The following is a 14,913-nucleotide window of genomic DNA, read 5'->3' as shown; positions in this document are numbered from 1 at the left end:
TTTCCTGTTGACATTATTTCCCCGTTCAAGTATAATGTAAAGGAAAATAAAAAAGAAAGGCTGTACCATGCAGGAATCGCTTCCGGTTTTCAATTCCATGTCGGAAATAGCGGAATATCTGGGGATAACAAAAGTATCCGTCTCTCTGGCGTTGAAAAACTCCCCGCTGATTTCGGATGAGTTGCGGAAACAGGTGCAGCAACTTGCCAGAGCCACCGGTTTTTCTCCCCGGAAATATCGGAAGCAGACGGGGGATTCCTCCGCCCGCGACCCCGTCGCGCTCTGCTTTGACCCCAAGCTTCAGAGCGATCCTGTCGCTCAGGAGCTTTTGAGCAGCATGATGCAGCGTCTGAAAGAGTTGCGGATTCCTTTTGAACTTGTCTCCAATCAGGAACTGGAGAAGTCCGATGGCGCACTGGCCGGCTTTTCCGGCGTGATTTTTCACTATGCCACGCCGCCGGAACTCACCAGACGCTTTGCCACGCTTCCGCAAATCTTCATTATGAAAGAAGACACCAATGTTACGGCTGTGGATATCTATAAGCCCAATGAACTGATTGCGGGAAAACTGGCTGCTGATTACCTGATCCGTCAGGGATTTCGGGAACTTCTTCTCATCTGGGAGAAAAAATGGACATACAACCCGAGTGAACATATGCGTCTGGAGGGATTCCGCAGGCAGGCCGGCATGCATCACATCAAAGTCCGGGAGCTCGGCTACGATCAGAGTGAATCGCTGGAGCCGTTCAGCAATGAGTTGCTGAAGAATCTGGAAGAGGTGAACCGTCACGCCGGTATCTTTGCATTCAACGACCAGATCGCCTTCACAACCTGTATTATTCTCAATATGCTGGGGTTCGAGCGAAAAAAAAGGGAGCTGGAGTTGATCTCGTGCGATAATACCCATCTCCTGCGATCGCTCACTCCTGTTCCTCCTGCGATTGATCTTCATCATGGCGAACTTGCAAGGAGGGCTGTGGATGGTCTTCTCTGGCGTATCCGGAACCCCAATGCTCTGCCTCAGGAGGTTCTTCTTTTTCCGGAGCTTGTGGAACGGGATTCCTCCGGGGAAGAATGCAGATCCGGTGTGTCTGCGTCGGTCGATCCGGCGCATTTCGGCGTTGATTGTGTCACCCCCAAAGAGAAATAAGAACAGGAAAAGGAGGCATGTATGAGTTCATGCAAAAGAAAACACCAGCAACGTTCTGCTCGAACCCCCAAACGCAATTATTTCACTCTTATAGAACTTCTAGTTGTTATTGCTATTATCGCGATTCTGGCAGGAATTCTTCTGCCCGCGTTGCAGAAGGCGAAAGAGACGGCACGGGGGATCCAATGTGTGAGCAATCTTTCGCAGGTGATCAAGGGGCAGATCATGTATTCCCGCGACTACAACGGGTTCATGGTTTTTATGGCAAAATATGGCAGTGCATCCAGTTCCGAACCGTGGCCGTACATCCTGACCAAAGAGAAAAGTCAAACCGGTCTGCTGACGACGACAAAGAATGGATATGTGCCGAGAAAAGTTCTGGAGTGCCCGAAAAATGCACCTCTTCCCAACGATGCCAACTGGGGATGGGGGTGGTGGGGCGTTTACGGCATGCTCAACACTTGGGACAGCTGGTCCGGGAACAATGCAACTCCCCGTTGGGAAACTCTGAAATTTGCGGTTGGACAGAGCGACAAATATCTCTATTACGTTGTGGATCGCATTAAACCGCCCAGCGGCGTCATGCTGTTTACCGATACGATCTGCCGCAAAAACGGAACGTCGACCTATCAACTCAGCTCCTACCGTTTTGCTCCGTGGTGGGCGACAGATTCTGAGACCTATATCCATCTGCGGCACAGTGGAAGAGGAAATTTTGCAATGGCGGACGGTCATGTTGAAACTATGAACTGGTACGAGTTGGGAACTGGCCCCGTCAGAGTCACTCGGGTCCTCACGGAGAATCTTGAACTGCTTACACGCTGAACCCATAATAGTATCACATAACGAAACAGGGAGTTTATATGAAAAAAGGTTTGCTGACTCTTCTTCTGGCCGTCACGGCTTCACTGGCCGGAGTGGAATGGCACAGTCCGTTCTACGTCTCCGGTGGCACGCCGCATACCAGAAGAATTCAAATTACGGTGAAAAATTCCGGGAAAACGGTTTCCGGAGTTCCTCTGGAGCTGTCCGCTGCACAGCTGGGACTTGTCGGAACGCCATCGAAAGAGATCCGGGTGGTTGACCAGGACGGCAAGGAGCTGCTCTACCGGCTCGTGCCGGAAGAAAATACGATTTCCGGGCAGGGAAAGTTGTTCGTCCCGGTTTCGGTGGAAGAAAACAAGACCACCGTTCTCTGGATCTATTCCGGCAACCGCAATGCCTGGGCTCTGCCGGACCGGTGGTATTTTCGCGCCGATGCTGCTCGCCAGGCCAAACCGTTCACGGTCTCGATTGGAAAAGCGGAAACGCTGACACTCGAGACGGAGAAACATTCAAACCGCTGGTCACTGCCCGTTGCAGAATGGCCGGACCGGTTGATCGTTTCCATATACAACATATCCTCGCAGAAGATCGGGAAAAGACTTTGCTCCATTCCGGTAAACCGCCTGCTCCACGCGAACTACCCAGCTTCCGCGTTTTGTCTGCAGATTTCCGGGAAGGAGACGCCGTTTGTTCTGGTTGCCGGTTCCCTGATTTTTGAATTGGAGGAAATGGCTCCCCGCACCGAGCGGCAGGTGGTGCTCTACCTCGCAGCCGGCCGGAAAAACCAGACTGCCGATGTTTCAATTCGGCGGGCAAGCTGGATCTTGAGCGATATGGAGGCCGCCGGCCCGGGGGCAATCGATAAGAAGGGGTACGAACGGCTTCTGAATTCTCCTGCCAATCTGTTCAAGGACCCCAGTTTTGAAGAGGGAAGCGGCTGGATCGTTTCCGGCGAACGCAACGGAAAGAAGTTTCACGTCAGCAGAATTGAACCCGGCGGAATCTTCGGGTCGAAAATGGCAACCCTCGACATTCCGCAGAGCGCTCCGGCGGACTGGTATGGATTCCGACAGTCGATTCATGCGCGTGACGGTGCCAAATATCTGTTTGCCGGCTGGGTGAACAGTCCCTCCGGCCTCGGCACCATCTGGGCGCATGAACTCAGCGGCAATCCTGGCGTCAAGGGGTTTGACAACTACAACGTCCAGATTTCCGGAAAAGGATGGCAGCCGTTCACGATGGAAATTTCTGCCAGAAGCAAAAACTCTGTAATCGACGCTCATCTGACCGCAATGCACGGAGTCTATCATTACGACGGCATGCTGTTGGCCGAGGTGGCGGATATCGGCGAGGTCCGCTTTGAGAATTACGCGGAACAGCATTCGAAGGAAACGCTTGCCGTTTCTCAGGTGCATCCGATCATAAAGATCTTCCCGGATACGATTCCGGGAAAAATGGAACGGGGATGTGCGCAGATTGCAATGGCGCGAAATGAAAAAGAGGGGCTTCAGCTTGCCGTCCGTTCTCTGCAGGACCATCCGGAAATCACAATCTCGGCTTCCGTTCCCCGGAATGAGAACGACCTTCAGTTGCCCGCTCCCGAGATCGGTGTGATTCAATACGTCAAAGTGGATGCTCCCAGTCGGTATTTCGGATTTCCCGGGACGAAGTCCTATCAGCTCTGCGCCCCCGCCGGCACCCGCAATGAACTCTGGCCGGACCCCGTTCTCCCGCGTTCGAATTTTTCACTGACTGCCGGGCAGACGCAGGGAATTTACCTCCGGTTCTATGCGCCTCCGGAAGCCGAACCAGGCCTCTACCGGGGATGCGTCACGCTGAAGTCCCGGGGCAAAACGGTCAAGGAACTGCCATATCAGATCCGGGTATGGAACTTTGTTCTGCCGCAGAAGCCGGAAACCACTGCCATCTTCGACAACCGCTTCCCCATCGGGCGGGAGCACAAGAAATATACGGAAATGGAGGCCGCCGATTTTCTGCGCAAATCACGTCTCAGCTACGATGAGATTCCGGTGAAGCCGAAATTCAAACGGAATGCAGATGGCTCGGTAACCGCCGATTTTACAGAGTTCGACAAGGCGGCCGAGATCTGGTTTCATGAGTGGAACATTCCGTTTGCCTATCTTCCGCTGTTCCGCGAGGTGTTTGGCTGGAGCCGGCCGCCCAGATCGATTCTCGGCGTCGCACCGTATCCGGGCAAGTCTCCCTATGCCGGGGTCGACCGCGGCAAGTTCACCCCGGAATACAGAAAGATCTGTCAGACCATTCTGAAACTGATGAAAGAACATTTGACCGAGAAGGGGTGGGCCGATCGTTTCATCCTGTACGTCGCGGATGAGCCCATGGCGGAACGGGACGGCATCATCGAGCAGTTGAGCGCTCTTTGCGATATGTTCCATGAAGTCTGGCCCGGGATCCGAATCTATGCGAGCACATGGATGTATGTTCCGCAATGGGTCGGCAAAATAGACGTGTGGGGAATCGGAGTTCAGGGGCAGATTTCCGAAGAAAACATGGAAAAGCTCCGGAAATCCGGTGCTGAACTGCTGATCACGACCGATGGTCAGATGTGCATCGACACCCCGTACAACTCGATCGAACGTCTTCTGCCTGTGTACGCATGGAAATACAAGACTCTCGGCTATGAGTTCTGGGGAGCGGATCATTACAGTTACAATCCATACCTCTGGGGCATTCACCGTCCTTGGAGAAATTCGCGTTATCCGAATGGTGACGGTTATATCTTCTACCCCGGGAATCTTATCGGCCGGAAAGACTTCGTCCCCACGATCCGGATGGAGTCGCTGCGTGACGGCGTCGAAGATTACAGTTACTGCACTCTGCTGGAGAAACTGGTGCGCAAGACCGGTGACCCGGAAGGGAAAAAATTGCTGGAGGAGATCAAAACGTTTACCCGGGTTCCCAGTGTCGGCGGCCGCAAATCCGAACTTCTTCTGCCGGACCCGGAGAGTTATGGAAGAGTCCGGGACAAAATAGGGGAGGCCATCGATCGCCTGAACCGTTGAGCGAATCGGCAAAGCGGTGATGTCGCCGGTTCTCCGGGAGATGATAGAGACGATTCGGAGTGTGGAATCGTCGGAGATCTCCCGGAGTTTTTTTTTATGCACGTCGCCTTCGCGGCACCTGATTCCGGGGAGGCGGTCAGAGTTCTTCGGTTTTCCCGGCGGCGGGCGGAGCGTCGTCGGCCAGCGATTGATCCACCATGGCGCAGACGCAGGAGTCGGACCACACGTTTTCCGCCGTTTCAATCATGTCGATGATCGTGTAGATCGGCAGGATGATCCCCAGAATGCCGATGGGCGCCTGAATGCCGGACATCAGCGACAGCGTCAGAAAATAGCATCCCATCGGCACGCCCGCGTTTCCAATGGCCGAGACGATCGAAATGAAAAACCAGAGCAGAATGGTCGGTACCGTCAACACCCAGCCGCCGTTTTGCATGACAAAGAGCGATGTGACCAGGATGAAGGCCGCACAGCCGTTCATGTTGATGGTGCAGCAGATCGGCAGTACGAAGCGTGCCACCTCCTCCTTCGCCTTTAAATTGTTTTCCGCGGAGGCCACCGTTACCGGCAGCGTCGCGGCCGAACTCTTGGTGAAGAGCGCCATCAGCACCGCGGGCAGCATGCAGCGGAACACCTTGATGGGATTGATGCCGCGAACCAGCAGAAACAGCGGGAGAATGATGAAGAACTGGATCAGATTCCCCCCCAGCACCACCGCCGCATATTTGCCCAGCGAACCGATGATGAAGCCCGCCGACACCTGCGCGGAAAGCTGGGCGGCAAAGGCGACAATGCCGAGCGGCAGAGTCCAGACCAGCCCTTTGATCAGCGCGAACAGCACCTCCTGCATGCCGAGAATTCCCTTCAGCAGAACCTGGATGTTTTCCGACTCTCTTTTCATGGAAAGAACCAGGCCGACCGCGACCGCCACCAGCAGAATGCTTAACACGTTCCCGGAGGAGAGCGGCGCAAGAATGTTGTTCGGAATGACGGAGAGAATGTGGGTGTAATAGGAGATGGAGCCCAGATTTTCCGGAACCGTTGTATTGCCCTGCTGAATCGCGTCCAGCGGGAGGTTGCCCGGTTGGATCACCTTGTAGAGCAGGAGCCCCGCCAGCGCCGCGGCGGCCGTTGTGAGCAGAGTGTACGAGATGGTGTGCAGGAAAATCCGCCCGGTGTTTTTGCGTGCTCCGAGCAGGGCCAGCGTCGTTGTCACCGCCAGTGCAATGGTGGGCACCGCCACAAATTGAAACAGCCGGGTATAAACGGAAGCGATGAAATTGAAAAATTCGTTCAACCAGCCGCAGCCGAGCGTACCCAGTATGCCGCCCAGCACCAGTGCGGTGATCCAGAGTGCAAGTTGTCTGCCGTTGAATCCGGGTTTCGTACCGATGTCTTTCATGATCGTCTCTTATCTGTCAAAATTGTCCTGATCCCGGTCGGGGATGAGGGAGGATGACGCCGTTGCGTCCCTCTTTTGCCGATTTTCCGTATGAAAAGCGTGCATCGGATAAAACTAGCATGAATTTATCGTTTTGTCAATCGAAAACTCTGCCCGCCCGTCCGTCCGTCGATTGCGGCACGGAACTGGGCGGCAGGGATGTGCTCCTCCGGAGGAACCGGCAGGGGGGAGGGGGCGCCCTATTCCGGCGGCATCGCCACAAGCAGCTCCAGATTGCCGGAAAGGCGCAGCTCCGGCACCCGGTGCGGGATGAGAATTCTGTCGTACTGCCGGAGAACCAGCGTCCGGTCCTGACAGAAGAGCTTCCCGGTGCCGCGGGTGACGATCAGCACCCGGAACGCATTGTGGACGACCGCGGCACTGCCATCCAGCAGAATCCGCTCCAGCCGGAAACAGCTGGTCTTCCGCCGGTCGAAGAGCGAAAACCGCTTTGCGTCCCCTTCGATCGGCAGCGACAACGGCTCGACGAAAAATTCCTCTCTGGTTTGCCGGAGGTCCCGCGCGGTAAAATCGAACATCGACAGGGCGAAATCGACATCGCGCCCCATGAAGCGGGCGCTCTCCGGCAGGCGGTAGCCGCCGCGCTCAAATTCGATCCGCACCGCGAAATCGGTCGGCTCCATCATCTCCACCATGAACACGCCTTCGCCGATCGCATGGGGAATGCCGCCCGGCACGTAGAAACAGTCGCCGGGTTTTACCGGGATGCGGTCGAATCCGGCGAGGATCGCTTCGGTATCCTGGGTTTCGACGGCGCGCTTGAACGCCCCGTATTCCGGCGTCCGCTGAAATCCGAGATAGATGTACCCTTCGCACTCCGGACGGATGGCGAGAATGAAATACCCCTCCGTCTTGCCGAAAGGGGAGTTCAGAAACCGTCTAGCGAACGGAACCGAAGGGTGGCACTGCATGTGCAGCCGGATTGCGGAGTCCAGATATTTCAGCAGGAATCCAGCCGAATTGCCGAACTTCTCCCGGTGCGCCTTTCCGAAAAGCTCCTCCGGGAAACGGGCCGCAAGTTCTGTCAGCGGGAGTTCTCCGGAGGAGGTGACGACCCGGGAGATCCCCTCGTCGGGAAATTTCTCCCGGCCGACGTTGCGCGCCGCGGTCGTCGAAAGCAGCCAGTCCTCCGGAAAGTGGGTGTCTGCCGGTTTCGCGACCCCTTCGATTTCGTCGAGTGTCCGGCCGCCCGGATAGGTGCGCCAGACCCGGTTCTGCGCCAGCCGGTAGCAGGGTTCCAGAATCATTTCCGTATGGCTTCTCCGTTAGAAACTGCGCATCTGGCCGGTCGGTTTGTGACTGCTGTCCAGCCGGTCCAGCCCCGCCTGACCGAGGAAGAAATCGATCCAGATGTAGTGCATGTGATTCGGTTCAAGCACCTCCACGCCGTGGTTGGAGCCGAGCGGAATGTGCAGCAACGTGTCGCCCTTCATCGGCACTTTGAAGTCGTCGATCAGCACGTCGACGTCGTTCTCGGGGAAACTGAAGAAGAACTGATCCAGCATCGGGTGCGGATGCTGGGCGACTTTGTCGTATCCGTAGGATTCGACCGACCCCATGCAGAAGCCCGGCACAATGCGCTGACGCACCATTTCGCGGCTGATGGTCTTGTCGCTCTTGTTTTTATCCCGATACTGGGTGGAGGTGATGTACTCCTGCACATAGGGGAAGGCGCCGCAGGCGCCGCTCTTCCACTCATTGCGGCTGTCGGGCGGAATCTCCCAGCAAATTTCGAGGAGACGGGTGCGGGTGACCGCCTGAAATTCCGCCGGCTGATCGGGCCCGGGGATGAAGACATAGCGACCTTCCACCGCGATGTTGACCCGGCCGGCATGGAAACGGAACTTTCCGTCAATCGTAAGATAGATAAACGCCTTGTCCGCTTCCGGTTCTCTCGTATACGCCTTGCCCGCGTCGAGCGTGAGCAGACTCGTCTCCGCGCCGGGGATCGCCCCGGGCAGCATCGGGAGACGGAATTCCTGCTGTTGGGCGGCATCGATTTTCACCATATCGACTTGATACATGTTTCAACTCCTTTTGTCAATGATCCGGTCAACGACCAGTTGTCTGAAATCTTTGGAAAGCATCGAGAAATAGGCGGTGAAGCCGGTCACACGCACGACCAGATCCGGATAGAGCGCCGGATTTTCATGGGCGGCGAGCACCTTGTCCCCGTCGATGATGTTGATGTTGAGCAGCGTGTTGCCGGAGTTCAGCAGCGTCCGGATCATGCTGACGAGCTTGTCGAGCGCCTCCGGCGAGTTCGCCACGCCGGGGTCGAGCTCGAGCTGAACCGGCGCGGTGTTGCCGTAACCGGGCTGAATCGCGGCGATGGAGTTGCACATCGCGGTGACCGCACCGTCCCGCCGGAAGCCCGGATGCGGATTGGCGCCGTGATTGATCGCCTCCTTCGCGCGGCGTCCGTTGGGGGTCGCGCCGACGTGACGGCCGAAGTAGATGGTGTTCGACCACGAGAACCAGCCGGGGATGAAGTTCAGCCCCGGATAACGCTCATTCTGGCTGCGGACCAGCGCGGAGTACTCCCTCGAGACCCGGACCGCCCAGCGGTCGCCGAGGGAGTTGCCCTGGCAGTAGCGCTCGGAGTGCTGGAGCATCTGGCGGATGTACTCCCCTTCGGTCCCGGCGAAATTGGACTGCATGGCGGCGTTGAGTTCATCGAAGGTGAGCCGTTTTTCGCGGACGACGCGCTGTTCGACGGCCGCGAAGCTGTCCGCGACGGTCGCGAGCGCAGCGCCGTCCATGCAGAGATTGAAATAGGTGGCGCCCCTGGTGACGTCGCACCCTTTTTCGATCGGGCCATGAGAGAGCAGATTGAGGATCAGCTCCGGTTCATTCTGGTCCTGATAGTTCAGATGGAAGTGGATTCCCTCGGCGGTCGCCTCCACCGCGCACTTCAGATGTTTGAGGAACAGCTCCCAGAGCCGGTCCAGACTCTTTTCGCCCGCTTGGAACATCTCGTTCCAGGCGACTTCGAACACCTTGACGGCGTTGATCTTGACGATGTCGTTAAGCGTGTATTCCTTGCCGGGGATGCTCATCCAGTGGCACCCCGACGAGATGCGGCGGATGGCCTCCTTCCGCGGGAATCCGCACCGCATGAACCCCTCCACCAGCGCCTTGTCTCCGGAAAAGCGGGGCCAGCCCATCCGGTTGCGGAAGAGACACTCCACCGCTTTGCGCAAAAAGACCGGGTCGCTCTTGTCGTGGACCCGCACGGTGAGGTTGCAGGCGATGTTGACCGCATCCGCCGCCTCCAGAATCAGATAGGAGAGGTGGTTGATTGTGTCGTTGCCTTCGAGGTCCGGGCCGCCGAGCTGATAGTAGCGGCTGTCGTTGAAGAAGAGACAGCCCAGATAGAATTTCGCCTCCTCGTCGGTGATGCGTCCGGCGCGGATGTCGTTCTCGTAATAGAGCAGAAGCAGCTGGTCGAGCTGTCCGCCCGCCGAGCCGCGGTTGTAGAGACGGCTGAGCATGCTGAAGTGGCACATCCACTGAATCGCTTCGCGCATGGTGGCGGGGACGCCGTCCGCCATGCGGAAGTTGATGTCTGCCATCTCCTCCAAATTCTTCTTCAGCACAGGATTGCGTTCGATCAGTGCGAATTCGGCCAACTGGTAGGAGATGCGGTGCAGGAAATTGATGATCGCTTTGACCACGGCGATTTCGCTGTCGTAGAACTCCCGGGTCTCGGGGCCGTTCTGCGCGCGGTAGTACTCCAGCTTGCGCAGGATGCCGCCCCAGCCCAGTTCAAGCCCCATCTTGATGTCCGGGTTGAAGTGGTGATCGCGCCCGATGCCGCAGATGATGTTGTAGCGTTCAAAAAGAACTTTCAGATCATCAAACGGATAAGCCGGATTCCACGGATAAGGATTCGAGGGGTCGCCGGTCATGCCGCGCAGCCGGATCAGAAAGAAGAAGCCGCGCCCGACAAATGCGTCAATCGGATCGACGTAGAGCGGATGCTCCGCCAGAAGTTTGGTGAAATTCTCCGTCCAGCCGGAGTAGCCGTAGAAGTGGCCGTCCGGATTGTTGGGGACGATTTTGAATTTGAAGTAGTCCGGCGCGACGACCCGCCCGTAGTCGTCCTCGTTGAGACCGCCCTCTTTTTCCACTTTTTCGGCGGTCTGGGCCAGTTTGCGTTCCCGGAGCAGGCGGAGGCGTTTCGCGTAATCGAACGTCTCGTTTTCCGGATACTGATTGATATATTGGATCATCATGAGAGTCACCCGATCTGAATGGTAAGGTTGCCGACGGATTCCGCCGCCTCCCGCAGGCGGTTCAGCGCCTCCGGTTTCAGCGGCCGTGCGGAAACGAAGGGGTTCTTCTCTTCGAGCGCACGATATTTGGATTCGCCGAGCGGGTTGAAATTCAAGAGTTCATAACAGCGCAGATTGCGGAAATTTCTGAGAAAGCCGGCAATCGCCCGGATGTTTTCCGCGGAGTCGGTCGCCCCGGGAATCAGCGGTGTCCTGGCGATCAGCGGCCGGTCGAGCGTATCGAGGCGACGGGCATTGTCGAGCAGTTCCGCATTCTCCACGCCGGTCCATCGCTTGTGTTCGACAGAGTCGAAAATCTTTACATCGAACATGATAAGGTCGAGTTTCTCCAGGATCGGCCGGACCGATTCAAACTGCCAGTTCAAATTGGTCTCGACCGCGACCGGAATTTTTTCTTCCCGGCAGGCGTCGATCAAGGCATCGGCGAATTCCGCCTGACAGAAGAGTTCGCCGCCGGAGAGGGTCACGCCGCCGCCGGAATCGGCGTAATAGGCGCGGTCCTGCAGGATCTCCCCCATCACTTCGGCGACGGAAACCGATCGGCCCGCCATCTTCAGCGCCCCGGGGAAACAGACGGCCGCACAGGCGCCGCAGGCGGTGCAGCGCGACCGGTCGAACTGCAGCACTCCCGCCGCAATCGACCGCGCTCCGGAGGGGCAGACCGGGACGCAATGGCCGCAGCCGATGCAGTTTGCCGGGTACACCATGAGTTCATTTTTCTTCCGGATCGTCTCCGGATTGTGGCACCAGGCGCAATGCAGAGTGCATCCTTTCAGGAAGACCGTCGTGCGGATGCCCGGTCCGTCGTTCAGGGAGAAACGTTGAATGTCAGTGATCATACCGTACATGGTGGTGTCATCTTCATCTTTCTTTTACCAGTTCATAGGCGAACGCCACCTGGTCGTTGCCATAAAACGTGTCGGCGATAAACCGGATTGATTGGCCGTTCTGCTGAAAGGGGACTTCCCCCAGACGTGCACCGTCGAAATTCAACGCATAAATTTTCCATTTCCCTTTCGAGAGCGAGAGCGTGATTTCACAGATGCCATGCCGGGCAAGAACATGCTGCAGATCACCGTAGTTCTTGAGAACGGAGAGCTTGCGGGAATCGTACAGACTGTTCTCCTGCTTGCAGTCGGTCACGTGGATCAGCAGAAGCCGGTTGCTGTCGGTAAAGGAGTTGCCGTTCAGCGTAATCGCGGCGATCATTCCGAAGAACTTGTCGGCGCGGGCCGTGAGATGGTTGCCCCGGAACGTGGCACCTTCCGGGAAAATCGCCGCCTCTGTCCGCGGGGTGACCAGCGACAGAGTCTGTCCGGTATAATCGACCTTGATTTCGCCGGTGTCGCTCTGAATCCGGTTCTGCGATTTGCGTTGTTCCGGCGTAAACCGGGGGACCGGGGCGGATTTCAAAACCGAATCCAGATTGCAGATCTCCCGGGTGCCCTGCGGGAGCGGATCGATGAGTTTCCCGTCGCGGACCAGGAGCGAGCCGGTTCTGCCGCGGAAAATGAGATCCTCCGCAACCTCCGGGAAACGGGTCTGCGATGCCGACGGCGAAGTCACATCGACCGCCACCGGATAGGCGGTCGTTGCCGGAGCAACATCGCGCCGCAGAAAGAGAACGGTTCCGATTCTGGCCGGAATCAGACGAGCCATATCGTTGCAGATATCGAAGATCCGCAACTGCTGCGTTCCTTTGGCAAACATCCGGCTGAGACCGTCAGAGTAATCGTAGTGATACATGCCATCCCAGTCCTGCAAGCCGGCAACGGCGGCGTAGAGAAGTGTGCCCTCTGCGCGGTAGGAGTTCGGATAGCAGAAATTCATCTCCGTAACCGTGTAGGGCTTGCCGAAAACCCGGGAGTTGCCGAGCCATTTGGGGAGGCGTGCCCGGTGCGCCAGAGCGCTTTCCGACAGAAAATACATGGGCAGTCCCCACTGTTTGCCACCGAAGCTGGGATGATCCCAGTATTTGTGATTGTCCACGTAATCGTAGTTGCGGCGCTGTTCATGCAGATAGGGGTAGGAGCAGAAATTCTGTTCCGTCAGCGGATTTTTCACGCCGATTCCCCGCAGAAAACGGACGATGTCCTGCCAGTATTCCTCATAGCGGACCATCAGGACTTTCATCAAAAGGTCACGTTTGTTCTTGTTTGTCAGCTTCACGTTGTTCTGCCGGCAGTATTCCCGGGTCTGCCTTTCCAGTTCGCGCTTGATCGCGGGGATGCAGCGGTCGTAAAGATGACGCGGATTGTTCTCGTTGAGCACACTGATGTGGTTGAACACCGGGTCCTCCAGCCAGGTCTGACCGGTGTATGGATTTTTGTGCGTCAGAAGAGTTTTGATGTATGTCTTGAATTGATCGCGTACCTCGGGGAAAAGCAGGACCGCAATCTTGTAATTGAGGATGTCATACTTACTCAGACCTTCCGGAAACGCGGAAACCTCGCCCGGTTTGGTACTTCTGATCGTGAACAGGTCGAGCGTGACATAGATGCCGGCTTTTTTCAATGCGTAGACCAGATATTCCATCCGATCGAGTTTCTCCGGATCGATCGTGCTGTAATTGTCAGGAAGATTTTTTACGAGAAGATGGTCGAAGTGATGAAACCGTACCGCGTTGAATCCCTGCCGGGCAAGACGTTGTGCCATGATATCGGCCTGCTTCTTTGTGGGGAAACAGGAGGAGAAACAGAGATTTGCACCGTAAAAACGGACCGGAACGCCGGGGCGTTTCTCAAATTGGAAATGACCGTCTTTAACGATCGTGCGACCGAATTTCCCGGCGGGGGCGTCAACTGCGAATGAACTGAAATCCAGAGCGGAACCTGGTATGACGTCCAGGGTGTTTTCAATCCGTCGCCAGTCCCGGCCGGCTTTCAGCTGATAGTCACCGTTCTCAGCGCGCAGAGGAATCTTCTGGCTGGAGCTGGCGGCTCCGGCGAAGAGATAATGGTCGGTGGCCGCGATTGCCGCGCTTTTTACATGCTCGGGCAGGGAAATGGCAGCGACATAGAAGTTGCCGTTTTCCCCCGGTATTGCACCATCGAACAGCTGTGCCTCGGTCGGTGCTTCCCACGTCCGCACAGAACCCGTCTGGCGGCCGACGATAAGCGGGATGACGCTCTTTTTCCCACGTTCATCCAGCAGTGTCAATTCGGCTGCTTTTCTGCCTGCGGGCAGATCGGCGCTGTGGAGGAGGTAGAGAGTTCTGCTTCCAGCGGGGAGATTCCATTTCAGCGGGGTGCTGTTTTTCTGCAGTTTTCTGACACCTTCCAGATAGAAGGGAATGTACTGAAAACTGGCGTCCGGTTTGCCGGTTTTTCCCGTCATGGAAATCGCGTGGACCTGATAAGGGGTGTAGCACACTTCCGCTTCGAATTTGCTGGATTCAAGGTCCCCGTCAGCGGGGGTGAACAGCAGCCGTATATCGAAGGCCTGGATGTTGTACTGGCGGAGATCCTCCAGCTTGACGGAAATCGGACGGGCGAATTTCCATTGCAGAAATCCTTTGTTCAATGGAAGCTCCAGCGTCTTAACCCCCTTGTGAAGACGGGTGAAACTGGGGTCATACTTCCGGAGGAATGGGATCGCTTTTCCATTCAGGCGAACCTCATTCTGTTCGGCAAGTCCGATGAAGGGAGTCATGAGAAAATAGATGGAGTTGGTGGCAATCGGCCTGGAGGAGGTGAGATTCCAGGTCAACCGGTAACGGTCAGGGGCGAGGCGGGTTGCTGTCTGCTCCACCTGAAACCCACAGAGAGGAAAACGGAATGTTACGTGATTGTCCCGGCGGCTCTGTTTCGCCGCTTCGGAAAGTTTCTGTTGTTCTGTCGCATTCCAGCTGCGATCCCGATGGACAATGCCGGCGTGAAAGGTTTCGCACTCGAGAACCCCGCGTTCATTGAACCGGATTGCCGATGCCGACGCGTCAAACAGGCGGAGGAGGAAAAATGTCAGGAGAAAAGTTTGAATGATATGGGTTTGAAAGAGTTTCATAGCAAATCTGGTTTTTTATGAAGTGTTACGGGGGAAGGGGATTATCTGTTTTTGTTCTGTTCGCCCCAGAATTTCAAGGCCTCGTCGGAGTTGTCGGCCTCCGGAACCTCATGATATGCCAGGGCGTTGACA

Annotated in this window: 11 protein-coding genes; 5 read left to right on the top strand and 6 right to left on the bottom strand. The window is 56.4% G+C overall.

Annotated features, from left to right (window positions below; translation table 11 throughout):
• The 4 genes from ACMLHG_RS05430 to ACMLHG_RS05415 form a co-directional block, all read left to right on the top strand.
• The coding region (locus ACMLHG_RS05430; RefSeq protein WP_417169823.1) for a hypothetical protein at positions 1–180 on the top strand (180 nt) is incomplete at its 5' end.
• A gap of 157 nt (positions 181–337) precedes the next feature.
• Positions 338–1,150, top strand: coding sequence for a substrate-binding domain-containing protein (locus ACMLHG_RS05425; RefSeq protein ID WP_417169822.1), 813 nt, complete (start codon positions 338–340; stop codon positions 1,148–1,150).
• A gap of 21 nt (positions 1,151–1,171) precedes the next feature.
• A complete protein-coding gene (locus tag ACMLHG_RS05420; protein ID WP_417169821.1) occupies positions 1,172–1,975 on the top strand; it encodes an H-X9-DG-CTERM domain-containing protein in 804 nt (267 codons plus the stop codon).
• Positions 1,976–2,013: 38 nt separating this feature from the next.
• Entirely contained in the window at positions 2,014–5,019 is a 3,006-nt protein-coding gene (locus ACMLHG_RS05415) for a DUF4091 domain-containing protein (protein ID WP_417169820.1), read from the top strand.
• 136 nt (positions 5,020–5,155) lie between these two features.
• On the opposite strand, the gene ACMLHG_RS05410 is transcribed toward ACMLHG_RS05415, so the two are convergent.
• The 6 genes from ACMLHG_RS05410 to ACMLHG_RS05385 all read right to left on the bottom strand — a co-directional run bounded on the left by ACMLHG_RS05410 (position 5,156) and on the right by ACMLHG_RS05385 (position 14,529).
• Complete coding sequence (locus ACMLHG_RS05410; RefSeq protein WP_294436435.1) at positions 5,156–6,421, bottom strand: dicarboxylate/amino acid:cation symporter; 1,266 nt, start codon at positions 6,419–6,421, stop codon at positions 5,156–5,158.
• A 239-nt stretch (positions 6,422–6,660) separates the two neighbouring features.
• A complete protein-coding gene (locus tag ACMLHG_RS05405) occupies positions 6,661–7,728 on the bottom strand; it encodes a class I mannose-6-phosphate isomerase (protein WP_417169819.1) in 1,068 nt (355 codons plus the stop codon).
• Between the two features lie 18 nt (positions 7,729–7,746).
• Entirely contained in the window at positions 7,747–8,505 is a 759-nt protein-coding gene (locus ACMLHG_RS05400; RefSeq protein ID WP_417169818.1) for a hypothetical protein, read from the bottom strand.
• Between the two features lie 3 nt (positions 8,506–8,508).
• A complete protein-coding gene (locus ACMLHG_RS05395; RefSeq protein ID WP_417169817.1) occupies positions 8,509–10,719 on the bottom strand; it encodes a pyruvate formate lyase family protein in 2,211 nt (736 codons plus the stop codon).
• Positions 10,720–10,724: 5 nt separating this feature from the next.
• Positions 10,725–11,627, bottom strand: a complete 903-nt coding sequence (locus ACMLHG_RS05390; RefSeq protein ID WP_417169816.1) for a glycyl-radical enzyme activating protein — start codon at positions 11,625–11,627, stop codon at positions 10,725–10,727.
• 13 nt (positions 11,628–11,640) lie between these two features.
• Positions 11,641–14,529 (bottom strand): hypothetical protein, encoded by a 2,889-nt coding sequence (locus ACMLHG_RS05385; protein WP_417169815.1) that lies wholly within the window; start codon positions 14,527–14,529, stop codon positions 11,641–11,643.
• A 33-nt stretch (positions 14,530–14,562) separates the two neighbouring features.
• On the opposite strand from ACMLHG_RS05385, the gene ACMLHG_RS05380 reads away from it, so the two are divergent.
• Positions 14,563–14,802 carry a hypothetical protein gene (locus ACMLHG_RS05380; RefSeq protein WP_417169814.1) on the top strand — a complete coding sequence of 80 codons (240 nt, stop codon included), beginning with the start codon at positions 14,563–14,565 and terminating at the stop codon, positions 14,800–14,802.
• Positions 14,803–14,913 lie beyond the last annotated feature (111 nt).

The sequence above is a fragment of the Victivallis sp. genome, from assembly GCF_048170485.1.
Taxonomy (GTDB): domain Bacteria; phylum Verrucomicrobiota; class Lentisphaeria; order Victivallales; family Victivallaceae; genus Victivallis.
This window is presented reverse-complemented; position numbering and strand designations above follow the sequence as displayed.

Excerpts from the sequence above, each read along its gene's own strand:
- ACMLHG_RS05400 (WP_417169818.1), bottom strand. The coding sequence starts at position 8,505 with ATGTATCAAGTCGATATGGTGAAAATCGATGCCGCCCAACAGCAGGAA.
- ACMLHG_RS05415 (WP_417169820.1), top strand. The coding sequence starts at position 2,014 with ATGAAAAAAGGTTTGCTGACTCTTCTTCTGGCCGTCACGGCTTCACTG.
- ACMLHG_RS05410 (WP_294436435.1), bottom strand. The coding sequence starts at position 6,421 with ATGAAAGACATCGGTACGAAACCCGGATTCAACGGCAGACAACTTGCA.
- ACMLHG_RS05405 (WP_417169819.1), bottom strand. The coding sequence starts at position 7,728 with ATGATTCTGGAACCCTGCTACCGGCTGGCGCAGAACCGGGTCTGGCGC.
- ACMLHG_RS05395 (WP_417169817.1), bottom strand. The coding sequence starts at position 10,719 with ATGATGATCCAATATATCAATCAGTATCCGGAAAACGAGACGTTCGAT.
- ACMLHG_RS05425 (WP_417169822.1), top strand. The coding sequence starts at position 338 with ATGATGCAGCGTCTGAAAGAGTTGCGGATTCCTTTTGAACTTGTCTCC.
- ACMLHG_RS05420 (WP_417169821.1), top strand. The coding sequence starts at position 1,172 with ATGAGTTCATGCAAAAGAAAACACCAGCAACGTTCTGCTCGAACCCCC.
- ACMLHG_RS05390 (WP_417169816.1), bottom strand. The coding sequence starts at position 11,627 with ATGTACGGTATGATCACTGACATTCAACGTTTCTCCCTGAACGACGGA.